The following is a 23,124-nucleotide window of genomic DNA, read 5'->3' on the forward strand; positions in this document are numbered from 1 at the left end:
TGCGGTGTGTCGAGAGAACGCGGGCTTCGCGTGATGGGGTCCGTATGTTGCTGACATAGCGGAGTAGCCGATAAAAATGGAGAGCGCCATGCAGCCCAACACGCAGCAAGACACGCAACCTGATCCGCAACGCGATCCGCAAGCCGATTCACAACGTGACCCGCAACTCGACGCACGCCGCGACGATTCCGCCACTGCCGACCTCGCGCCGGAAGTCAAAGAGCGCAACAAGCCGAGCGGCGAGCAATACGTCGAGCCGAGTCCGCTCGGCATCGAACCGGTCGTGCAGACGGGCGTCGATCGGCAAACGAATCCCCCGCGCTCGAACGAGCACCCCGAGCAAACCGCCGAGGTGCCGCTCGGCACCGGCACGCACGGCGAGCCCGCGGGCGGCGGCGGGCGCGCGTCGCACAAGAACTGATCGCGTCAAACCGAACGGAGAGACACATGCAACAGGACAACGAACCCCTCAATCCCGGCGATGAAGCGCCCCCCGACGCGCCCGGCGTCGGCGAAGACATCTGCCGCGCGTGTCACGGCACCGGCAAAGTGGAAGGAAAGCAATGCACGGTGTGCGGCGGCACGGGGAAAGTGCTGCAAGGCATCGGCGGCGGTTGAGCGTTCCGCGCGAGCGGGCGCGCTTTATGCGGCAGTGCAAGATCGTCCGTGTCCGGCATGCGATTGCCGGACCGGCCACGCTACGCATAGGAGCCATGTATGGACCGAAACCCGCACGAAAGTTCGCACATAAACTCGCCCGAAGTCTCGCACCAAGACTCGATACACGCGTTCGATGCCGCGCAAACCGAGTACGAAGCCTTCATGCTCGAACCGCACGACTGGGTGCCGAATAACCGCAAGCTGCCGGTCGTGATTTACCGGCAAGCGGTCGATCCGGCCATCGGCGATCTTGCCGCCGCGTTCGAAGTGCTGTTCGGCCGCAACGAGTGGCCGCCGCAGTGGCGCGACGGCATCTTCGACTACCATCATTTCCACTCGACCGCGCACGAAGTGCTCGGCGTCAGCGAGGGTTCGGCCGAAGTGATCGTCGGCGGACCGGGCGGGAAAGTGGTGAGCATTTCTGCCGGCGACGTCTTGCTGCTGCCCGCCGGCACCGGCCATTGCCTGCAATCGTTCGAGGGACACTTTCGTGTCGTGGCCGGCTATCCGGCGGGCCAGCAGTGGGACATTCGCCGCGACGCGCTCACGCCGCAGGAACTCGCGGCGATGCACGCATTGCCGTTTCCGCCGATGGACCCCGTCGACGGCAAGCACGGCCCGCTTTGCGAGCACTGGCTTGGCGCGGCTGAATGCCGCTAGTGCGTTCAGTGCACCGGATATCAGCGGTGCGCGAAGTGCGGCTGATGTCCGAATCCGCAAGCGCGTGTGCAAGCCCCCCGTAAACGCCCCGCGATGTCACGCCGCGTGCACATTTGCGCGCATCGGCGCATCATCGTCAACGCCTGGGCGATGTTCATGCGTTGCGTGTGAACACCGCTCCCCTGCGACGTCGCGGCAGCGCGCGCGGGCAATCTCCCAACGGCCGAACAAGGAGTGTCCCATGCAAAACGATCCCGCCCTCGATCAGCTGTGCATCAACACGATCCGCACGCTGTCGATGGACGCTGTGCAGAAAGCCAATTCCGGCCACCCAGGCACGCCGATGGCGCTCGCGCCGGTTGCCTATCATCTGTGGCAGAACCATTTGCGCTACGACCCGGACGAGCCGCTGTGGCCGAACCGCGACCGCTTCGTGCTGTCGGTCGGGCATGCGTCGATGCTGCTGTATTCGCTGCTGCATCTCGCGAACGTGAAGGCCGTCGACGAAGAAGGCAAACCGACCGGCGGTCCCGCGGTGTCGCTCGAGGACATCGAACGTTTTCGTCAGATCGACAGCAAGACGCCGGGCCACCCCGAGTATCGGATGACGACGGGCGTCGAGACCACCACGGGTCCGCTCGGCCAGGGTCTCGGCAACAGCGTCGGCATGGCGATGGCCGCGCGCTGGTACGAGAACCGCTTCAACAAGCCCGACGCGCCGCTCTTCGATTACCGCGTCTACGCGCTGTGCGGCGACGGCGACATGATGGAAGGCATCTCGCACGAAGCGGCGTCGCTCGCGGGCCACCTGAAGCTCTCGAACCTGATCTGGATCTACGACAGCAATCGCGTGACGATCGAAGGGCACACCGATCTCGCGTACAGCGACGACGTGGAGAGCCGTTTTCGCGGCTATAACTGGCACACGCTGCATGTGAACGATGCGAACGACGCCGCCGCGCTCGAAGCCGCGTTCGTCGAAGCAAAAAGTATTACCGACAGGCCGACGCTGATCGTGGTCAACAGCATCATCGGCTGGGGCGCACCGAACAAGCAGGACACCGCGTCCGCGCACGGCGAGGCGCTCGGCGTGCAGGAAGTCGCGCTCACCAAGAAGTTTTACGGCTGGCCCGAAGACAAATTCTTCTATGTGCCCGACGGCGTTCACGAGCGTTTCGCCGCAGGCATCGGCGCGCGCGGCAAGGCGGCGCGCGAAGAATGGCAGGCGAAATACGATGCCTACAGCAAGCAGTATCCCGAGCTCTCGCGCGAATTCGCGTTGATCGAAGCGCATGAATTGCCAGTGGGTTGGGACAACGACATTCCGACCTTCGACGCGGACCCGAAAGGCATAGCCACGCGCGAATCGTCGGGCAAGGTGCTGAACGCGATTGCCGCGCGCGTGCCGTGGATGATCGGCGGCGCGGCCGACCTCGCGCCATCCACGAAAACGAATCTGAAATTCGAGGGCGCGGGCAGTTTCGAGCACGACAACTACGGCGGCCGCAATCTGCATTTCGGCATTCGCGAGCATGGCATGGGCGCGGTGGTCAACGGTCTGGCGTTGTCGAACCTGCGGCCGTTCGGCTCCACGTTCCTGATTTTCAGCGACTACATGAAGCCGCCGATTCGCTTGTCCGCGATCATGGAAGTGGAGGCGATCTACGTCTTCACACACGATTCGATCGGCGTCGGCGAAGACGGTCCGACGCATCAGCCGATCGAGCAACTGGCCTCGCTGCGTGGCGTGCCCGGCCTGACCGTGCTGCGTCCGGGCGATGCAAACGAAGTGGCCGAAGCATGGCGCGTCGCGCTGACGGAAAAGCGCCGTCCGGCGTGCATCGTCGTATCGCGGCAAGCGCTGCCTACTTTGGACCGCAGCCGTTATGCATCCGCCGAGGGCGTGAAGAAGGGCGCCTATGTGCTCGCCGATGCACCCGACGGACAGAAGCCGCAAATCATTCTGATGGCCACCGGCAGCGAGCTTTCGCTCTGCGTCGACGCCTACGAGAAGCTGAAGGCCGAGGGCATTGCGGCGCGCGTGGTGTCGATGCCTTCATGGGATCTGTTCGAGCGGCAGGACGAGGCGTATCAGGACGCGGTTCTGCCGCCGGACATCGACGCGCGCGTCGCAGTCGAGCAGGCCGCGACGCTCGGTTGGGATCGCTATGTCGGCAGGCTCGGCGCGCAAGTCGTGATGCACACGTTCGGCGCGTCTGCGCCGCTTGCGGATCTGAAGAAGAAGTTCGGCTTCACACCCGAGCATGTTTATGAGGCAGCGAAGCAGCAGATTGAAAGAGTGCAGAGTAAGCGCAGCCAGGAGTGATGAACGCGCAGGCAGCGTGCTAAAAACCGGCGGCGTAAAAACCGCCGGTTTTTTTTATCGTCAACTCAATTCGCAGGAATCGTCACGACGGGCGCCTTGCTGCTGGTATCGGCTTCGGCGAGCGCCATCAGATTCTGCACGACCGTGAACGCGTATTTCGAGTCGAAGTCGTTGCGGTCCACCCAATACGACGACGCGCCATACGGGATCATCACGTAGGCATTCTCGGGCGCGGTCTTGCTCGAATGAATGACGATGGTCGGCCTCGTCTCGCCGCCGATCAGACCCACGGTCGGCTTCGTCGAACCGTCGCTGATGCGCTCGGCGGGCACCTGTGCCTGCGCGCCGAGATCGGTCAGGATGCCGAGCACCGAACGTGTCACCATCGGAATCTTGTCGGCCTTCCGCCATGCCGACGACGGCCCGTAAACGATCTCGTAGCTTCGTGTATTCGACGAAAGATGCAGCAGCTTGCGCACACGCGCGACGTCGGCGGTGATTTGCGGCGAGTCGCCGCTGGTGGTTGCGCCCATCACGAGAAAGACGCGCATCGGCTCGTTCTTGTCGCCCGTGTTGCGCGATTCCACATTCAACTCGCCCGCGAGTTGCAGACGCCGCAACGCGCGCAGCAATTCGAAAAAGCCCGGCGCGCCGGCGCTGTTTTCACCGCCGAGCGCATTGCCGTTCTGCAAGCCGCCCACCGATTGCGCGGTAATGCGCAACAGCAGGTCAATCGGAACGCCGCCTTCGGCGAGCGGCAGCACGAGTGCCGGTGCGAGCGGCCGGATATAAGCGGAGGCGAAGGCTTCACCGGTGGTCGGTGTGAACGTGAAAGTAGGGTGATTCGAGTACGACACGCTGCCGGTGGCAAGCGCATAGTTCGGCTGACTGCCCGAGCCCACGTTTGCGGTCGCGCCGCCGCCGGCATCGAACGTATAGGCCGCGATGATGCTGCTGACGGAGAGAAACGCCGGTGCGTCGCCATAGCGCAAGCCGACCACGGCCGCGAGAATCTCGCGCTTTTTTGCATCGCCGAGTGCGCGGGCATAGTCGACCTGATCGGCCTTCAGGCGCGCGGGGCCAATATGCACGCAGGCGGAAGAAAGGCACGCCGCGCACAGTGCGGCGGCGACCGAAACGGCTTTGATCATCTCGGAGTGTTTATCCGCTGAAGAATGAAACTTCAACGGCGGTAGCACGGTGCATTCCCGTATCGATCGTATGCGGGTTTTTAAGCGTGCTGGCTTAGCGTTCGTCCGCTGTTTGCGCTGGCCGGTCCATCGCATCGTCGAGCGCATTCCGATAGCCGCGCGATTGCATTTCCGCGAGCCGGCTCAGCGTTCTCGACAGATCATGTGCGCCTTCGAGGCCGCGCAACGCGGCATGAATCGGTTGATCCGATGCAATGAACAGCGCGCGCTTGCGGTCGTAAAGAATGTCGACGAGCCATACGAGCCGCTGCAGCGTATGAGATTTCGTGAGCCATTCGGTACGCACGTTGTCGACGATGAGCCCACGCCAGCGCTCGGCGAGATCGAGGTAGTCGAGATGTGAACGGCTTGCCACGCAAAGCGCTTCGAAGTCGGCCCAAAGAAGAGCCGCGCCGACCGCGCGCGCAATCAGCGGGCGGCCCGCTGCGCTGAGCTTCGTCGCGTCGAGTGCGCCGCTGCTTTCGTAGCGCAGAAAAACATCGCGCAGCGCGTCGCCGGTCGCGGCATCGAGTGGAGAAAAGAAACGCGGCGACGGATGCGCCTGACCGCCGAAGCGATAATCGCGGGCGCCGTCGAAATGAATCACGCGAAAGTGCTGCCTGATCTGCCCGATGGTCGGCAAGAAGCGCTCGTGAAACTCCGGGTCGGACAATAGATGCTCCGGTGCGTAGTTCGACGTCAGCATGATGCGCGTACCGAGCGCGATGGCCGTGTCGAGAAAGCGGCCCATCAGAAACGCGTCGGCAATGTCGTGTACATGGAATTCGTCGAAGCACAACAGCTCAATTCCATCGAGCCATTGCTTCGACACGGAGCCGAGCCGATCGTCGCCACGCGGTTCGTTCACGAGGCGCCGGTTCATCTCGCGCAGAAACTCGTGAAAATGCAGACGCCGCTTGCGGCAATCCGCGAGTTCGAACACGGTATCGACCACGAGGCTTTTGCCGCGTCCAGGCAGTCCGTGGCAATACACGCCCTGGTATCGTGAGTGAAAATCGCGCGCAGCCGGGCGGAGTAATTCGGCGAGCGCCGCGATGGACTCGCGTTGCCTCGCATCGGCAACGATGCCGCGGGCGGCGAGACTGTTTTCGATCAGCGCTTCATCGAGCATTCGAATCCCGTAAGTGCGCCGGAATGGAAGCGGCGAATGCGCGTAATGTTACCGCAGCGTTTTGGTCGCGCTGCGCCTTGCTGCGAGAACACACTCAGCCGGTTTTAATCGGCTGCTTCGGCGCGTCTTGCGGCTCGAGGCCGAAGCGCTCGTATTGCGCGATCACCTGTGCACCGAACAGCAGCAGCGTCGCGAGCCATTCCAGGCTGAACAGAATCACGATCGCCATCGTGAGCGAGCCGTACACCACGCTGACCTGCGAAAGCGTCGCGAAGTACCACACCAGCACATGCCGCGTGATCTCCCACAACACGGCCGCGACAATACCGCCGAACAGCGCGTGTTTCAGCGAAGGCCGTCCTACCGGCATCACCATATAAATCGACGTCAGCACAAAAATCTCACCGGCGAGACCCAGCAGATACAGCAGCACGCGCGACGCACCTTGCAACGAAACATAGGTGCCGAACAGATCGATGCCGGCGGCGCCGACCGCTTCGAGTCCACTCGACACAACGGTGACGATCAACGCGCCGACGCCGAGGAACAGGATGTAGCAATACGGCAGCAGCGCCGACAGCAAAAAATGCCGCCGCCGTATGACCACGCGATGCACGAAGATCAGCGACATCGCGTTTTCGAGCACGGTGAACGCGAGCGAACTGAAGAACAGCATGGTGACGAACAGCACCCAGCCGACCACCGCGCGATGCGCGAGGAAATTGGCGAGTTCATGCACGAGCGCCTTCGACTGGCCAGGCACGAGCCACTGCAGAAGATGCCCCAGCGCCGACAACAAAACGTGTTGCGGCACGATGCGCGACAGTGCGATGACGATGAGTATCATCAGCGGCACGATGGAAAGCAGCGCGTAATACGCGACCGCGCCGGCGAGCAGCAGTCCCTGGTTCGCGCGAAATGCTTTGAGCGCGTCGAGCGTAAACCGGCCCGGATGTTTCGCGACGTACAGCGTGCGTCGATCGATGATGAAGTGCATGGGTCCTCGCAACAAGCGCGTTTCGTGCCGCCGATGAGCGGCGCATTCCGACACGCCTGATCGCAAACATAAGCAAGAAAGCCGCCATGCTTATGACAGTCCACCCGGGAATAACCTTTGCTTGATACGGGCGACATGGCATCCGAACCCACCTCGAATATCGCAGCGGACAATGCCGGCCCCGGGGACCTCGTCATCGCACGGCCCGAGGGTTTGTATTGTCCGCCGGGCGATTTTTATATCGATCCGTGGCAGCCCGTCGAGCGCGCCGTGATCACGCATGCGCACTCGGATCATGCGCGCTTCGGGCATCGGCACTATCTCGCATCGCGTGCGGGCGCGAACGTGCTGCTCTCGCGTCTGCCCGACATCTCGCTGCAAACGCTCGCGTATGGCGAGCGGCTCGACATCAACGGCGTCACTGTCTCGCTGCATCCGGCGGGACATGTGCTCGGTTCCGCGCAATTGCGCATCGAATACGGTGGCCGCGTGTGGGTCGCATCGGGCGACTACAAGCTGGACCCCGACCCGACCTGCGATGCATTCGAGCCCGTGCGTTGCGATACATTCATCACCGAATCCACCTTCGGTCTGCCGATCTATCGATGGGACACGCCGCAAACCGTGTTCGACGGAATCGATTCATGGTGGCGTCACAACGCGGCCCAGGGGCGCGCGTCGGTGCTGTTCTGCTATTCGTTTGGCAAGGCGCAGCGCGTGCTGGCGAGCGTCGACGCGGGCATCGGACCGATCTTCTGTCATGGCGCGGTCGAGCCGCTCAACCGCGCGTATCGCGAAGCCGGCGTGCGTTTGCCGCCGGTACGGCTCGTCAGCGAAATTCCGCCGAAAGAGAAGGCCACGTTCAAACAGGCGCTGATCGTCGCGCCGCCGTCGGCGCAAGGCAGCGCGTGGCTCAAACGCTTCGGCGACTATAGCGACGCTTTCGCGTCGGGCTGGATGCGCCTGCGCGGCGCGCGCCGCAGGCGCGGCGTCGACCGCGGCTTCGTGCTCTCCGATCATGCGGATTGGCCCGCGCTGCAAACGGCGATTCACGCGAGCGGCGCACAGCGCGTCATCGTCACGCATGGATCGGTTGAACCGATGGTGCGCTGGCTGCGCGAGCAAGGGCTCGAAGCGGGAGCCTTCGCGACGCAATACGGCGACGACACGGTCGAAGCCGATGCGTTGGGCAGCGTCGAAACCGTCACGCAAGACGCGGTGACACATGCACCGGGCGACGAAGCCCGCGCGCCCGCATTCGACGCCAACGATACCGCGAGCCGTTCATGAAGCGCTTCGCCGCTCTTTACACCGCGCTCGACGCGACCACTTCCACGCATGACAAGCTCGAAGCGCTCACGAGTTATTTCTCCGTGGCCGAGCCCGAAGACGCCGCGTGGGCATCGTACTTTCTGGCGGGCGGCAAGCCGCGGCAATCGGTGCCCACGCGCCTGCTGACCGAGTTCGCGCGCGAACGCGCCGGCTTGCCCGCATGGCTTTTCGAAGAGTCGTATCACGCAGTGGGCGATCTGGCGGAGACCATCGCGCATATTCTGCCGCCCGCGCAACGCAGCTCCGAACTCGGCCTCACACAATGGATCGAGCAGCGCGTGCTGATCTTGCGCGGTCTTCCGCCGGACGAATTGCGCACGCGTCTTTTCAGCTATTGGGACGAACTCGACTGGAGCGGTCGCTTCTTGCTCACGAAGCTGATCGGCGGCGGCTTTCGTGTCGGGGTCGCGCGGCAACTCGTCGTGCGAGCGCTCGCGGAAGTGGCCGGTGTCGACCATAAGCGGATCGCGCAACGCATGGTCGGATGGACGGATTCGCGGCAAAAGCCGGACGCCGCGCGCTATCTGCGGCTGATCGCGCCCGAGGCATCAGAACTTGCCGGCGACGATGCGCAGCATCCAACAGAGCGGCACGACAGCGATCTCGGCCTGCCGTATCCGTTCTTTCTCGCGCATCCGTTGCAGGCCGATCCCGAGACGCTCGGCGATCCGTCGCACTGGTTGATCGAATGGAAGTGGGACGGCATACGCGCGCAACTCGTCAAGCGTGCGGGACGCGTGTGGTTGTGGTCGCGCGGCGAGGACCTGATCACCGATCGCTTTCCCGAAGTCACCGCGTTGGGCGAGGCCTTGCCCGACGGCTTCGTGATCGACGGCGAGATTCTTGCGTGGGAGCCGGGCGCTATCGCGCCATTGCCGTTCGCGCGTTTGCAACCGCGCATCGCGCGCAAGACGCTGACGAAAAAAATTCTCGCCGATTCGCCCGCTGCATTGCTCGCTTACGATCTGCTCGAAGCGGACGGCAAAGATTTGCGCATGACGCCGCTTGTGGAGCGGCGTGCGCGTCTCGATGCGCTTGCGGCATCGCTCGACACCACCCTTGCGCGCGATTTGCTGCGCGTATCGCCGCTCGTATCGGCCGCCGATTGGCAGACGTTGGCTGCACTGCGTGAAGAAAGCCGCGCGCGCGGCGTCGAAGGCTTCATGCTGAAGGAGCGCGAGTCGTTGTATGGCGTGGGCCGCACGAAGGCTTCGGGTACGTGGTGGAAATGGAAGATCGATCCGTATGCGGTGGACGCCGTACTGGTTTACGCGCAGCGCGGACACGGTCGACGCGCGAGCCTCTACACCGACTTCACGTTCGCAGTGTGGGACGAAGCCAATGGCGTGCGCACGCTCGTGCCGTTCGCCAAAGCGTATTCGGGTCTTACCGATGAGGAAATGCGCCAGGTTGACGCAATCGTGCGCAAGACTACGATCGAGAAGTTCGGACCGGTGCGCAGCGTGACGCCGACACTCGTATTCGAAATCGGCTTTGAAGGCATCCAGGCGAGTACGCGTCACAAATCCGGCGTGGCCGTGCGCTTCCCGCGCATGCTGCGCTGGCGCACGGACAAGCATATCGACGACGCCGATACGCTCGCGATGCTCAAGGGTTTCATCGACGATCGGGCCGCATAAGCGCCGCAGTCATTCACCAAGCATCTAAGCCACACCATGTAAGCAACAACAACGCGGCGCGGGAGCGAATCTTGCGGCCGTGCGCCGGGTGCCGCATAGCGGCGCACGCGACGATCAAGGAGAAGAAGGTGACGCTCGATAACCGATTCGACGACAGCGAAGACGTGGTCGTATGGCGGCCGATCCAGTATGCGATGGCGTCGCACCGTCGCGTGCTGGTGGTGGACGACTATCGTGAAGCAGCCGATGCGCTGCAGATGCTGCTGAACGCGGACGGATTCGAATGCCGCGCGCTGGACGACCCGCACGCGGTATGCGATATGGCGTCGGAGTGGCAACCGTTCGCCGTCGTGCTCGACATCAAGATGCCGGGAATCGACGGCCTGGAACTTGCGCGGCGCTTGCGGGCGCATCCATCGACGGCGCATATGCTGCTTGTTGCGTGCACCGCGTTCGCCTCGCGCGACGACCGCGCCCGCGCGCGCGCGGTGGGTTTCGACGCGCATTGCGCGAAGCCGTTGACGCCGGAACGGCTCTTGCGCGTGCTCGAATCGGCTGCTGCGCTGCATGCGGCGGGGCCGCCGTAAAGCCTGCGCGGCCTTTGAAAAAACTGCGATTGCCGTTTCGCTGCATATGCTTGCCGATTCCCTCTATTCGCGCAGATCGCGGCGCGAGCGTCACACTTCATCCACGCGTTGTCCTCATCTTTTCCCAACATCTTCTACCGCCGCACGCATGCGCCGTAACAAACCGCATGTATGCAGGCCCGCCGGTTGCTGACCTTGTTGCAACGCCGTGCGTCTCGCACGCCGCACATGTTCATCAGCACTCTGGAGGATCGTATGAGCGACAAGGAACGTCCTACGCCACCGTTCGACGGACAGCAGCAGGATCAAACGCCGGGCCGCACCGCGCCGATGCAGCCGCAGCCCGATCACGGCGAGAAATCGTATAAGGGCTCGGGCCGCCTCGCCGGCAAGGCGGCGATCATCACGGGCGGCGACAGCGGCATTGGCCGCGCGGTCGCCATTGCGTTCGCGCGCGAAGGCGCGGACGTGCTGATCGCGTATCTGAACGAAGACGACGACGCGCGCGAAACCGCGCGCTGGGTCGAAGAAGCGGGCCGCAAGGCGGTGCTGGTGCCGGGCGACATCACCGATCGCGCGCATTGCAATGCGATCGTCGACAAGGCCGTGCAGGCATTCGGCCGGCTCGACGTGCTCGTGAACAACGCCGCGTACCAGATGACGTATCCGTCGCTCGACGCGATCACCGACGACGAGTGGGACAAGACCTTCGATACCAACATCGGCGCGATGTTCAGGATCTCGCGCGCCGCGGTCAAGCATATGAAGCCGGGCGGCGCGATTGTGAACACGACCTCGATCAACGCGGATCATCCGAACCCCGGCCTGCTCGCGTATGCGACGACCAAGGGCGCGATTCAGAACTTCACCGGCGGGCTCGCGCAACTGCTCGCGGAGAAGGGCATTCGCGTGAATTGCGTCGCGCCGGGGCCGATCTGGACGCCGCTGATTCCATCGACGATGCCGCCTGAGAAGGTCGAAAAATTCGGCCAGCAAGTGCCGATGAAGCGGCCAGGCCAACCCGCCGAACTCGCGCCCGCTTACGTGATGCTCGCCTCCGACGAAGCGAGCTACATTTCAGGCGCAACCATTGCAGTCACGGGCGGCTCGCCGATTATTTAGGCATATTGATTGAATCTCGACGCAAGCGAACCGCAGTCTGTGCGCTAGTGCAGACAGCGGTTCGTGCGAGAACGTCCCCGATATTTCGACACGCGCCTTCCTGCCGGGCACGGCGTTTGCGCGCACCACTAGTTCTCCTAGCGCTCGCTGTGCGTCACCTCGTCAGGAGAACCTCCCCATGAATACACCCACTGCGGATACGCCGCTGGATGTCGCGCCGAGCGACGTCGAGCGCGTGCCGGTGAGCTTCGACATCAACGGCAAACAGCATGCATTCGGCGTCGAAGCCTGGACGTCGCTGCTCGATCTGCTGCGCGAACATTGCCATTTGACCGGCACCAAGAAGGGCTGCGACCACGGGCAATGCGGCGCATGCACCGCGATTGTGAACGGGCAGCGCATTAATACCTGCCTTGCGCTCGCGGTTGTGTACGACGGCGCTTCGATCACCACGATCGAAGGGCTTGCGAACGGCGAACAATTGCATCCCCTTCAACAGGCTTTCATCGATCACGATGCGTTTCAGTGCGGCTACTGCACGCCGGGGCAAATCTGCTCCGCCGTCGCGATGCTCGAGGAAGGCCGCGCGAAAACCGCCGATGAGGTACGCGAACTGATGAGCGGCAACCTATGCCGCTGCGGCGCGTACAACAACATCGTCGCCGCGATTCTCGATGTGTCCGAACCGGCGGAAGCGGCGGAAGCAGCCGAAGTCGGCGATGCAGGAGCGCGGCCATGAACCGCTTCTCCTACACACGCGCGAGCGAAGTGCCGCAAGCCATCGACCAGCATCGCGCGAACCGGGCGGCTGCGTTTATCGCAGGCGGCACGAATCTCGTGGACCTGTGGCGCGAGAACGTCGCGCATCTGCAGCTCGTGATCGACATCAACCGTTTGCCGCTTCGGCAAATCGAGCCGACCGCCGCGGGCGGACTCAAGATCGGCGCGCTCGTGACCAACAGCGCGGCCGCCTACGACGCGACGATAAGCGCGCGCTACCCGTTGCTCTCGAAGGCGATTCTCGCGGGCGCGTCGCCGCAGATTCGCAATGTGGCGAGCGTCGGCGGCAATCTGCTGCAACGCACGCGCTGCCTCTATTTCTACGACGCGGGCACGCGCTGCAACAAACGCGAGCCCGGCACCGGCTGTCCCGCAATGGAAGGCGTGAATCGCATGCATGCGATTCTTGGCGCAAGCGAGCATTGCATCGCCGTGCATCCGTCGGACATGTGCGTCGCGTTGGCCGCGCTCGATGCAACGGTTCATCTGTCAGGGCCGGACGGTTCGCGCGTGCTGCCGTTCGGGGACTTCCACCGCTTGCCTGGCGACACGCCGCACATCGACACCAACATGCGCGACGACGAGCTGATCACCGCCGTCGAGTTGCCGAAGCAGGGCTTCGCGGAACATCACGCTTACGTGAAAGTGCGTGACAGGGCTTCGTATGCGTTCGCGCTGGTCTCCGTTGCACTCGGGCTCGAGCTGGACGGCGACATCATCGTCAATGCGCATTGCGCGCTCGGCGGCGTTGCACACAAGCCGTGGCGTAATACGGATGCCGAAGCTTCGCTGCGCGGCAAGCCGCTAAATACCGACACGGTGCGCAACTTCGCGACCGACATGCTGCGCGATGCCCGCGGCCGCCGCGGTAACGCGTTCAAGATCGAATTGACGGCGCGCGCCATCGAGCGTGCGTTCGCGATGGCGGCGCAACGTTCACTGGAGGAGCACGCGCGATGAACCGCATTGAGACTTTGCCCGCGTTGCGTGCGAGCGGTGTGCCGCACAAGCGCGTCGACGGCCGGCTGAAAGTGACCGGCGCCGCGCAGTATGCGGCCGACTTCAGCGCCAACGGACTGACGTATGGCTTCGTCGTATCGAGCACGATCGCGGCGGGAACCATCGTGTCGATCGACTCATCGGCGGCACTCGCGTTGCCTGGCGTGCTGCATGTGCTGACCTGGCAGAACCGCCCCGAGTTGCCGCGCGAGGACAAGCCGTACAAGGACATGGTCGCGCCCGGCGGCAGCCCGCTCCGGCCGCTGTGGGACGACCGCGTGTGGTACAGCGGCCAGCCTGTCGCGCTGGTGCTCGCCGAGTCGCTCGAACTCGCGCGTCATGCGGCCTCGCTCGTCGACGTGCGTTATGAATCGGCGCCGCATCGAACGGAGATGGGCGAAGTGCTGATGAACGCCGAGCCGCCGTCCACGGAGAAGGGCGGCTTCGATCCGCCGCCCGAACCTCGCGGCGATGCCGACGCCGCGTTGGCGCGCGCCGCGGCGCGCGTCGATGCGTTCTACAGCACGCCCGCGGAATATCACAATCCGATGGAAATGCATGGTTGCACGGTGGTGCCCGACGAGCATGGGCACTTGACCGTGTATGAAAAGACCCAAGGCGTCGTCAATACGAAGTCGTATCTGACGGCCGTATTCGGCTTGAAAGACGATGAATTGCAGGTCGTCTCGCCATTCGTCGGCGGTGCGTTCGGCTCGGGTCTGAGGCCGCAGTATCACCTTGCGCTTGCGGTCATGGCCGCGCTTGAATTGAAGCGGCCGGTGCGTGTCACGCTGACGCGCCAGCAGATGTTCACGTTCGCGCATCGGCCGCAATCCATTCAGCGCGTGGCGCTCGGCGCTGATGCGGACGGCCGCTTGCAGGCGGTGATTCACGAAGCGGTATCCGAGACCTCGCAGTACGAGGACTACTGCGACGTGGTGGTGAACTGGGCCGGCCAGATTTATCGATGCGAGAACGTGACGCTTGGCTACAAGGTTGCGCGGCTCGACGTGCCGACGCCCGCCGACATGCGCGCGCCGGGCGCGGCGCAAGGTCTTTTCCCGCTCGAAGTCGCGATGGACGAACTCGCGGAAGCATTGCGGATGGACCCGCTGCAACTGCGCCTCATCAACTACGCCGAACGCGATGCGAACAAGAACCTACCGTTCTCCAGCAAGGCGTTGCGCGACTGCTATCGCGAAGGCGCGGCGCGTTTCGGCTGGGACAAGCGGCCGCTCGCGCCACGCGCGCGGCGCGAGGGCACCGAACTGATCGGCTGGGGCATGGCGACGGGCGCGTGGGACGCGATGCAAAACGAAGCGTCGGCGCGCGCGGTGCTTACGCGCGATGGACGCGTGACCGTGTCCAGTTCAACCGCCGACATCGGCACCGGCACCTACACCGCGATGACGCAGATCGCAGCGGATGCACTCGGCGTGCCGCTGCAGGACGTGGTGTTCGAACTCGGCGATACGCGCCTGCCGAAGGCGCCGATAGAAGGCGGATCGTGGACGGTATCGTCGGTAGGCAGTGCGGTCGATGCCGCGTGCAAGCGGTTGCGCAATCGCCTTGTCGAACTGGCGCGGCAATATGGCGGCGGACGTTTCGCAAGCATTGATCGCGACGACATACGGCGCATGGGCAAGCGCCTCGTATGCGGTCATGGCACGGCCGACGCGATCGACATCGACGCGTTGCTTGAGCGCGCCGGCCTCGACAAGCTCGAAGAACAGGCCACCGTGAAGCCGCACGAAAAGCAGCAGGCCTATTCGATGGGCACGCATTCGGCGATCTTCGTCGAAGCGCGCGTGGACGAAGCGCTGGGCACCGTGCGCGTAACGCGCGTGGTGAGCGCGGTCGCGGCGGGGCACATCGTCAATCCGAAGACCGCGGCGAGCCAGGTGGCGGGCGGCGTGGTGTGGGGCATCAGCATGGCGCTGCATGAAGAAGCGCAGTTCGATCATGACATAGGCCGCCAGATGAACCATAACCTTGCCGAGTATCACGTGCCGGTTAACGCGGATATTCACGACATCGAGGTGCTCTTTGTCGAGGAGCACGACACGATCGTCAATCCGCTCGGCGTGAAGGGCGTGGGTGAAATCGGCGTGGTCGGCGTGGCGGCCGCGGTGAGCAACGCGATCTGGCATGCAACGGGCAAGCGCGTGCGCGACTTGCCGATTACGCTGGATAAACTGTTCGCGTGAGTTCGCGATGGCGAGGAGCGTAGCGCGGTGCCGCGGTGCATTGGCCGCGCCGCGCTCTCGCCACTTCGCGGCGCGCCAAATGCAGCGTCAATCCGCGTACTTGAATTCCGGCAATGCCTCCAGTGACTTCTTGGTCGCCTCCGGCAAAACCACACGACGGTTGGTAACCTGCAGATCGTTGAACGGAACGGCCACGAGATGCTTGCCGATGCCGAGGAATCCTCCGACGGACAGAATCGCGTAAGTGCTGCGGTCGCCGCCTGGCGAGACGATCAGATCGTCCACTGTGCCGATGGTGTCCTTGTTCTTGTTGAACACGTCCGCGCCGGTCAGCTTCGATGCGCGATAGCCGCTCGCGAGTTGCACGACGTCCGTGCGCTTTTCGGTAATCGCCTGCGGCGCGCCTTGCGCATGCGCGTTGCCGGAGAGCGAAAAAGGCGTTAGCGGCACGAGCGTGCTGACGAGCAGCGCTGCCGCGAGCAGCGCCTTGGATTGCATGCTTCGCATGATGGTTTCTCCTTGTTATGTCTCGCGCCGGTCGCGGCGCGTCGAGCCGAGTCGGCTTTCAAACGCGTTACCGCAAATTGCATGCCGCGTCGCCCTGTGGCGCGCGACGTCCAGGCCCGCGGATTGCTACAGGAGCGAGCCTCTTATCCGTATCGCCTACACTAAAAAGGCGCGTGCGCGCCCATGCTTCTCACAGGAAAACCTATGTCATCCCCGGCCAATTACTCGACGCGTATCGCGGAAGGCACGCCTTTCCCGCTTGGTGCGACATGGAACGGAAACGGCGTGAACTTCGCGCTGTTCTCGGCGCACGCAACGAAAGTCGAACTGTGTCTGTTCGATGAAACCGGTCAGCATGAAATCGAGCGCATCGAATTGCCGGAATATACCGACGAGGTCTGGCATGTGTTCGTGCCGAACCTGAAACCGGGCGCTGTGTACGGCTACCGCGTGCATGGTCCGTATGAGCCGGAGAAGGGTCATCGCTTCAATCCGAACAAGCTGCTGCTCGACCCTTACGCGAAGGCGCATATCGGCGAACTGAAATGGGCGCCGGAAATTTTCGGTTACACGCTCGATTCGGAAGACGCGGACCTGTCGTTCGACGAACGCGACAGCGCGCCGTTCGTGCCGAAGTGCAAGGTCGTCGACGCGAACTTTTCGTGGATTCATCCCGAACGCAATCCGTTGCCGTGGGACCGCGTGATCTTCTATGAAACGCATGTGCGCGGCTTCACGAAGCGTCATCCGCAAGTGCCGGAGAATCTGCGCGGCACCTTCGCCGGACTCGGGCAGAAGGCGGTGATCGACTACATCAGGAGCCTCGGCGTGACTTCGGTCGAACTGATGCCGATCCAGACCTTCGTCAACGACAGCTATCTGCTCGACAAGGGCCTCACGAACTACTGGGGCTATAACACCATCGGCTTCTTCGCGGCCGATCCGCGTTTCTTCGCGTCGAACAACGAGTCCGTCAGCGAGTTCAAGGGCATGGTGGACGCGTTTCACAACGCGAATCTCGAAGTGATTCTCGACGTGGTGTACAACCACACCGCCGAAGGCAACGAACGCGGGCCGACGCTCTCGTTCAAGGGCATCGACAACGCGTCGTACTATCGGCTGATGCCCGATGAGCCGCGCTATTACATCAACGATACGGGCACGGGCAATACGCTCAATCTCTCGCATCCGCGCGTGCTGCAGATGGTGACCGACAGCCTGCGCTACTGGGTGACGGAGATGAAGGTCGACGGTTTTCGTTTCGACCTCGCGACGATTCTCGGCCGCGAGCCGCACGGCTTCGACGAAGGCGGCGGCTTTCTCGACAGTTGCCGGCAAGACCCGGTGCTCTCGAGCGTGCGGCTCATTGCGGAGCCGTGGGATTGCGGCCCCGGCGGCTATCAGGTCGGCGGTTTTCCGCCGGGCTGGGCCGAATGGAACGACCGCTTTCGCGACACCGTGCGCGCGTACTGGAAGGGCGACGAGGGCATGGTCGCCGATCTCGCGACACGTCTCACCGGATCGGGCGACAAGTTCAATCATCGCGGCCGACGCCCGTGGGCGAGCGTCAACTTCATCGCCGCGCACGACGGCTTCACGCTGAACGATCTCGTCTCGTACAACGACAAGCACAACGAGGCGAACGGCGAGGACAACAAGGACGGCCACTCGGATAACAAGTCGTGGAATATGGGCGTCGAAGGTCCAACCGACGACCCCGAGATTCGCCAGCAACGCGAGCGTCAGAAGCGCAATCTGCTTGCCACGCTGCTGCTCTCGCAAGGCACGCCGATGATTCTCGCGGGCGACGAGTTCGGCCGCACGCAGAAGGGCAACAACAACGCGTATTGCCAGGACAACGAAATCAGTTGGATCGACTGGGAAGGTATCGACGACGACGGCCGCGCGCTCACCGAGTTCGTCAGGAATCTGACGACGCTTCGCCACCGCTTGCCGGTGCTGCGCCGCAGCCGCTTTCTGACGGGTGAGTACAACGAGGCGCTCGACGTGACCGATGCGCGCTGGCTCGCGCCGGACGGCACCGATCTCACCGCCGAGCAATGGGCCGATCCGCTGATGCGCTGCTTCGGTCTCGTGATCGACGGCCGCGCGCAGGCGAGCGGCATCCGCCGCCCCGCGTCGGATGCGACGTTGCTGCTAGTGCTCAATGCACACCATGACGTCGTCAACTTTAAATTGCCCGACGTGCCCGAGGGTGAGCGCTGGACCTGCCTGCTCGATACCAACATGCCGGTGCGCCCAGACTTGCCGCAGTTCAGCGCCGGCGACGAGTATCAGGTCACCGCGCGTTCGCTGCTGCTGTTCGCACTCGAAGCGCCGAGCCGCGCGACGCAACGCGTGTTTGACAGACTCGAACAGCAACTCACTTCGGATGAAAGCGAAGCGCCGCCCACTAGCTGAGCGGGAATAGCACTTGCTCTGCGTGGATGGCCACGCGCGTTCGTCACGACGATGCGCGCGGCTTCGCCATGCCGGCATCCGCGAGACCTAAACCGTAGGGGACTCATATGGAACAGGAGCAGACCTCCCAGGAGGACCAGATCCGCACGCGCGCGTACTACCTGTGGGAGCATGCGCCGGAGCCGAAGGGCACGCCCGACGAGTACTGGGAACAGGCCCGCAGCGAGATCGAGAAGGAAGCGCCGCCAGTGGAAAGCGGGCCGATTGCAGAAGAGCCGAAAAAATAGCGTGATGACAGGGAGCGCCACAATCACAACCACGATCACAAGCAACAAGAAGCACGTAGCGCAATGAAGGACATTCCGGAACCGTCGCGCGGCGGGACGCCCACGCGCATCGATGCGCCGCCTGCCGCGTTCGGTCTCGATGCGCTGATCGCACTCGCGGTCGGCGCCGGTTTCGTCGCGTGCCTGTACTTCGCGCGCGCCGTCCTGATTCCGATGACGCTCGCGATTCTGCTGAGCTTTCTCGTCGCGCCGCTCGTCAAATGGTTGGGCCGACTGAAGCTCGGCCACGTTGCGTCGGTGTTTGCGGCCGTCGTGATGTCGATCTCGGTGATCGGTGTGCTGGGCGCGGTCATCACGATGCAGTTGAGCGACCTCGCCGCGGGCATGCCGCGTTATCAGGCGACGATCGAGCGCAAGATGGAAGCGGCGCACACGCTGACGGTGGGCAAGCTCGACCGTTTTGCGAAAGCCGCGGGCCAGGCGTTGCAACGCGCGACCGTCGAGCCGCCGCAACCGGAGCCGCGCCACGATGCGTCTTCTTCCGATGGCCGCGCGCCTGCCGCCGTGCCCGTCGAAGTGCGCGAGCCGGTGCCCACGCCGCTCGAAGTCGCGCGCCGCGTGTTGTCGCCGGCCATTAGTCCGCTGGAGACGGCGTTCATCGTATTCGTCGTGATGGTGGTGATCCTGCTGCAACGCGACGACTTGCGCGACCGCGCGATTCGTCTGTTCGGTTCGCGCGATCTGCATCGCACGACGATGGTGATGGACGAAGCCGCGCGGCGCTTGAGCCGCTACTTCGTTTCGCAGCTCGGATTGAATGCGGCCCTCGGCGTGGCGATTGGCGCGGGGCTCTTTTTCATCGGCGTGCCGAGTCCGATTCTGTGGGGCATCCTCGCGGCCTTGCTGCGGCTCGTGCCGTATGTCGGCATCTGGATCGCCGGCGGGCTGGCCACTGCGCTCGCCGCCGCGGTGAGTCCGGGTTGGGACATGGCGATCTGGTCGATTGCGCTCTTCGTGACGGTCGAATTGCTGGTGGGCCAGGTGGTCGAGCCGTTGCTGTACGGACGCAGCACCGGGCTCTCGCCGTTCTCTGTGGTCGTCGCGGCGATCTTCTGGAGCTGGATCTGGGGGCCCATTGGCCTGATCCTGTCGACGCCGTTGACGCTTTGCCTGCTCGTGCTCGGCCGACATATCCGGCGCCTGGAATTTCTCGACGTGATGCTCGGCGATCAGCCCGCGCTCACGCCGGTCGAAAATTTTTATCAGCGCGCACTTGCGGGCGATCCCGACGAAGCGATTGCGCAAGCCGAAGCGCTACTGCGCGAGCGTTCGTTATCGGCTTACTACGACGAGGTGGCGATCAAGGGTTTGCAACTGGCCGCGAACGATGTCGTGCGCGGCAGCGTCACAGCGGTGCAGCTTGCGCGCATCGAGTCGACCACGAACGATCTGGTCGATGGCCTCGATAGTTACGCCGACGAGCCGCCGCAGCACGCAGCAGAAGACGCAAGCGCGGAGATCGGACCGGTCGCGCCGTCGCGTGAAGGCCCGCCTGCTTCGACGGCAACGCATATGCTGTTCGCGAACCAGGCACGCGGCGCGGCCGATGAAGCACGCGAAAACGCCGCCGAGAGCGCGGAAGAAGATGCGCGCGAGCAAACATTGCAACGCGCGCCCGAGTTGCCGCAGACACACGCAATGCCGCGCGTCGGGAATCAACGCATCTTGTGCATTCCCGGGCGCGGACCGCTCGATCCGCTTGCGACGACGATCATGCTGCAGTTGCTCGGCAAGCACGGCTTCACGGCGCGCGCATTGCCGCATGAAGCGGCATCGCGTGCGTCGATCGACCGGATGGACGCCGACGACGTCGGTATCGTGTGCCTTCTCTATCTGCAGATAGACGGCATTCCCTCGCACTTGCGCTACATGGTCCGGCGCATTCGCGCGCGCTTGCCGAACGTGTCGATTATCGTCGGACTATGGACGCCCGAAGATCTGCAGAAGTGGAGCGTCGATCTGCAAAACGCGATGGGCGCCGAATGCTACGTGACTTCGTTGCAGGAGATGCTGGCCGCTTGCCATGTGTGCGGCAGCACGACGCGCGATGAATCGCTCGCGGTGGCCAACGGATAGCAACGGGTGCAACCCGCGCATGTAAAAAACGCCCGGCGCTTGCGCGTCCGGGCGTTGCGTTTTTAGTCGTGCATCGCAAGCCGATGCTATTTATTTGCCGGTAGCTTCCCCGTCGTCGGACGAAGAATCTTCGTCGTCGGTCACGATTTTGGTGGTGCCGCCGGTAGAAGGCGGATCGCTCGCCGGAAACGTGTCTTCAACTTCCTTGTCGATCTGCTTCTCCGTCTTGTTGGCGTTCGGATGTTGTTCCTTGGGTTCTGGCATGGCGCTTCTCCTTTAGCTAACGAATGGTGTGCGCAAAAAAGACACGCGGTTCGCGCGGCCCACGTGCGGTGCTTTTTACATGAGCATGTAGAGTTGAACGATAAGCCGGTACGCTTCGATTCGAAGCAGCCTGTTTTTCACTTTGGTTCAGCTTCTGTCGCACGAGTCGCGCCCGACAATCCGCAATGCCTGCGCGCATGTGAGCGGGCCGCGGCGCATCGCGTCGATCAGATGCGCGGTCTGCGTGTCGCGTTCGCAGGCAAGCACGGCGGCCACGTTGTCGTCCTTCACATAAAGCGCGGCAAAATCCTGACGATCCAGCTCGCCGTCGACGACAAGCTCGTCCCACTCGCTTGCATGGCCGAGGTATTCGAAGTTCTTGCCGAAGTGATAGGTCCAGAAAAACGGCACGCCGCTGTAACGGTTGCGCGCTCCGCACATGTTTTGAGCCGCGATGCGCGCATGTTGCTGCGCGACGCGCCAATGTTCTATCCGCAACGGCTCTTCGTTTTCGCGCAGCGGAAACACGGCGATGTCGCCTGCGGCGTAGAGACCCGGCGCGGCCTGCATGCCCGCGTTCACGATCACGCCGCCATCTTTCTGCAACGGCAAGCCGTCGATAAAGCCGGTCGCAGGCGTAACGCCGGTGCCCAACAGCACGAGGTCCGCGGCGATATGTTCGCCGCTTTCGAGCATCACTTCATGCACATTGCCTTCTTCGCCCTCCAGCGGAGCAACCTTCGCTTGCAGATGAAACTTGACGCCATTGCGTTCATGCAACTCGCGAAACATCGCACCGATGCGCTCGCCGAACTGCTTCGCAAAGGGCACCTTATCCGGCGAAATAACCGTGACCTGCACGCGTTTGCGCAGCGCGGCTGCGGTTTCGAGCCCGATGAAACTGCTGCCGAGAATCGCGACTTGCAGGGAGCCGGCGTTTTCTGAGGGGCCGCGGGCATCCGCGTCGCCGAGCGCCTCGACAATCGCGGTGGCGTCGTCGAGATGACGCAGCACATGCACGCCGCCGAGTTCGCAGCCCGGAATTCGCGGCACTTTCGGCGTGCTGCCGCTGGCGAGCAAGGCCGTGTCGTACGTCAGTTCGCCGCCGCTTTCCAGATGAATCGTGCGATTGCGCACGTCGAGCCGCGCGACCTTCGCGACGAAGCGCTCGACGCGGTGCTGCTCGTACCAGTCGGGCGCGAGCAGCGGCGGCACGTCGGCGGGAGGCATTTCGGCGGACGGGACAAACTTGCTAAGCGATGTGCGGTCGTAGGGCGCGTGCGGTTCATCGCCGATCAGCGTGAGGCGCCCCGTAAAGCCATATTCGCGCAGCGCCGCGCAGGCGGCCGCGCCGGCCGCGCCCGCGCCGATCACCGCGAAGTGCGGCTCTTGCGTCGCGGCGGGTTCGGTTTCGTCCGGCAGCTTGTCGGGCGTGACCATGACGTCGTCGCCGTCGACGATCACCGCGTAACGTTTGAGCGGCACCAGCGGCGGCGGCTCCAGCACCTTGCCGGTGGCCGCATCGAAAGTGCCTTTGTGCCACGGACAAATGATCCTGCCGCGGCATAGCGCGCCTTCTTCGAGCGGTCCGCCTGCGTGCGGACAGTCGGCGGAATACGCGCGCACCACGTCGCCGTCGCGGATCAGCATGATCTTTTCACCGTCCACGACAACGCGTTGGCCCCGGTCTTCGCGCAGTTGCGAAAGCTGGCCAACGTGTCGGGCGGTGGTGGGCATGCTGGTTTCCGTGAACGTAATCAGCAGGATTCGGCGCGGCAGGATGCCGCAGCGATTCGGCGACTCGGGAGAATGCGAAACTCGTTGCGTGAGCAGCAATTCATGTGCCCAACACGCCCTGATAACTCAGTTAAGCAGAA

At 63.5% G+C, this 23,124-nt stretch carries 20 protein-coding genes; 14 read left to right on the plus strand and 6 right to left on the minus strand.

Annotated elements, in window-relative coordinates; genetic code table 11:
- The first annotated feature begins 88 nt into the window (after window positions 1–88).
- The 4 genes from P0D87_RS05360 (at window position 89) to tkt (ending at window position 3,646) form a co-directional block, all read left to right on the plus strand.
- The gene (locus tag P0D87_RS05360; RefSeq protein ID WP_006047045.1) at window positions 89–421 is read left to right on the plus strand and encodes a hypothetical protein; all 333 of its coding nucleotides are present in this window, start codon (window positions 89–91) and stop codon (window positions 419–421) included.
- 26 nt (window positions 422–447) lie between these two features.
- The gene (locus P0D87_RS05365; RefSeq protein WP_006047046.1) at window positions 448–618 is read left to right on the plus strand and encodes a hypothetical protein; all 171 of its coding nucleotides are present in this window, start codon (window positions 448–450) and stop codon (window positions 616–618) included.
- Window positions 619–717: 99 nt separating this feature from the next.
- Window positions 718–1,320: a cupin domain-containing protein gene (locus tag P0D87_RS05370; RefSeq protein ID WP_321175857.1), complete on the plus strand. Its 603-nt coding sequence runs from the start codon at window positions 718–720 to the stop codon at window positions 1,318–1,320.
- Window positions 1,321–1,561: 241 nt separating this feature from the next.
- Window positions 1,562–3,646 (plus strand): transketolase, encoded by a 2,085-nt coding sequence (gene tkt / locus P0D87_RS05375; protein ID WP_171799900.1) that lies wholly within the window; start codon window positions 1,562–1,564, stop codon window positions 3,644–3,646.
- Window positions 3,647–3,711: 65 nt separating this feature from the next.
- Here the strand turns inward: tkt and P0D87_RS05380 are convergent, their stop codons facing one another.
- The 3 genes from P0D87_RS05380 to P0D87_RS05390 all read right to left on the minus strand — a co-directional run bounded on the left by P0D87_RS05380 (window position 3,712) and on the right by P0D87_RS05390 (window position 6,965).
- Window positions 3,712–4,797: a hypothetical protein gene (locus tag P0D87_RS05380; protein WP_053859134.1), complete on the minus strand. Its 1,086-nt coding sequence runs from the start codon at window positions 4,795–4,797 to the stop codon at window positions 3,712–3,714.
- A 94-nt stretch (window positions 4,798–4,891) separates the two neighbouring features.
- Window positions 4,892–5,968, minus strand: a complete 1,077-nt coding sequence (gene zapE / locus P0D87_RS05385) for a cell division protein ZapE (RefSeq protein WP_053859133.1) — start codon at window positions 5,966–5,968, stop codon at window positions 4,892–4,894.
- Between the two features lie 94 nt (window positions 5,969–6,062).
- A complete protein-coding gene (locus P0D87_RS05390; RefSeq protein ID WP_006047051.1) occupies window positions 6,063–6,965 on the minus strand; it encodes a YihY/virulence factor BrkB family protein in 903 nt (300 codons plus the stop codon).
- 135 nt (window positions 6,966–7,100) lie between these two features.
- Here P0D87_RS05390 and P0D87_RS05395 point away from each other — a divergent pair, with 135 nt between their 5' ends.
- The 7 genes from P0D87_RS05395 (at window position 7,101) to P0D87_RS05425 (ending at window position 15,632) form a co-directional block, all read left to right on the plus strand.
- Window positions 7,101–8,255 (plus strand): ligase-associated DNA damage response exonuclease, encoded by a 1,155-nt coding sequence (locus tag P0D87_RS05395; protein WP_006047052.1) that lies wholly within the window; start codon window positions 7,101–7,103, stop codon window positions 8,253–8,255.
- Complete coding sequence (locus tag P0D87_RS05400; protein WP_006047053.1) at window positions 8,252–9,937, plus strand: ATP-dependent DNA ligase; 1,686 nt, start codon at window positions 8,252–8,254, stop codon at window positions 9,935–9,937. The genes P0D87_RS05395 and P0D87_RS05400 overlap by 4 nt, the downstream gene beginning before the upstream one ends.
- Window positions 9,938–10,065: 128 nt before the next feature.
- On the plus strand, window positions 10,066–10,524 hold the full coding sequence (locus P0D87_RS05405) for a response regulator (protein WP_006047054.1): 459 nt from the start codon (window positions 10,066–10,068) through the stop codon (window positions 10,522–10,524).
- A 255-nt stretch (window positions 10,525–10,779) separates the two neighbouring features.
- Window positions 10,780–11,646: an SDR family oxidoreductase gene (locus P0D87_RS05410; RefSeq protein WP_053859132.1), complete on the plus strand. Its 867-nt coding sequence runs from the start codon at window positions 10,780–10,782 to the stop codon at window positions 11,644–11,646.
- 178 nt (window positions 11,647–11,824) lie between these two features.
- On the plus strand, window positions 11,825–12,385 hold the full coding sequence (locus tag P0D87_RS05415) for a (2Fe-2S)-binding protein (RefSeq protein WP_053859131.1): 561 nt from the start codon (window positions 11,825–11,827) through the stop codon (window positions 12,383–12,385).
- Window positions 12,382–13,386, plus strand: coding sequence for an FAD binding domain-containing protein (locus P0D87_RS05420; RefSeq protein WP_053859130.1), 1,005 nt, complete (start codon window positions 12,382–12,384; stop codon window positions 13,384–13,386). The genes P0D87_RS05415 and P0D87_RS05420 overlap by 4 nt, the downstream gene beginning before the upstream one ends.
- The gene (locus tag P0D87_RS05425) at window positions 13,383–15,632 is read left to right on the plus strand and encodes a xanthine dehydrogenase family protein molybdopterin-binding subunit (RefSeq protein WP_053859129.1); all 2,250 of its coding nucleotides are present in this window, start codon (window positions 13,383–13,385) and stop codon (window positions 15,630–15,632) included. Before P0D87_RS05420 ends, P0D87_RS05425 begins: the two co-directional genes overlap by 4 nt.
- An 87-nt stretch (window positions 15,633–15,719) precedes the next feature.
- Here the strand turns inward: P0D87_RS05425 and P0D87_RS05430 are convergent, their stop codons facing one another.
- Window positions 15,720–16,139, minus strand: a complete 420-nt coding sequence (locus P0D87_RS05430) for a PRC-barrel domain-containing protein (RefSeq protein ID WP_171799899.1) — start codon at window positions 16,137–16,139, stop codon at window positions 15,720–15,722.
- A gap of 204 nt (window positions 16,140–16,343) precedes the next feature.
- Here P0D87_RS05430 and glgX point away from each other — a divergent pair, with 204 nt between their 5' ends.
- The 3 genes from glgX (at window position 16,344) to P0D87_RS05445 (ending at window position 20,983) form a co-directional block, all read left to right on the plus strand.
- Window positions 16,344–18,560, plus strand: coding sequence for a glycogen debranching protein GlgX (gene glgX, locus P0D87_RS05435; RefSeq protein WP_053859127.1), 2,217 nt, complete (start codon window positions 16,344–16,346; stop codon window positions 18,558–18,560).
- 107 nt (window positions 18,561–18,667) lie between these two features.
- Window positions 18,668–18,847, plus strand: coding sequence for a DUF2934 domain-containing protein (locus P0D87_RS05440; RefSeq protein ID WP_006047061.1), 180 nt, complete (start codon window positions 18,668–18,670; stop codon window positions 18,845–18,847).
- Window positions 18,848–18,910: 63 nt separating this feature from the next.
- Window positions 18,911–20,983: an AI-2E family transporter gene (locus P0D87_RS05445; RefSeq protein WP_053859126.1), complete on the plus strand. Its 2,073-nt coding sequence runs from the start codon at window positions 18,911–18,913 to the stop codon at window positions 20,981–20,983.
- Window positions 20,984–21,073: 90 nt separating this feature from the next.
- On the opposite strand, the gene P0D87_RS05450 is transcribed toward P0D87_RS05445, so the two are convergent.
- Entirely contained in the window at window positions 21,074–21,247 is a 174-nt protein-coding gene (locus P0D87_RS05450; RefSeq protein WP_165919845.1) for a hypothetical protein, read from the minus strand.
- A 147-nt stretch (window positions 21,248–21,394) separates the two neighbouring features.
- Window positions 21,395–22,984, minus strand: a complete 1,590-nt coding sequence (locus P0D87_RS05455; protein WP_408636739.1) for an FAD-dependent oxidoreductase — start codon at window positions 22,982–22,984, stop codon at window positions 21,395–21,397.
- Window positions 22,985–23,124: the final 140 nt, after the last annotated feature.

The organism is Paraburkholderia sp. RL17-368-BIF-A (assembly GCF_046054045.1).
Classification (GTDB): domain Bacteria; phylum Pseudomonadota; class Gammaproteobacteria; order Burkholderiales; family Burkholderiaceae; genus Paraburkholderia; species Paraburkholderia graminis.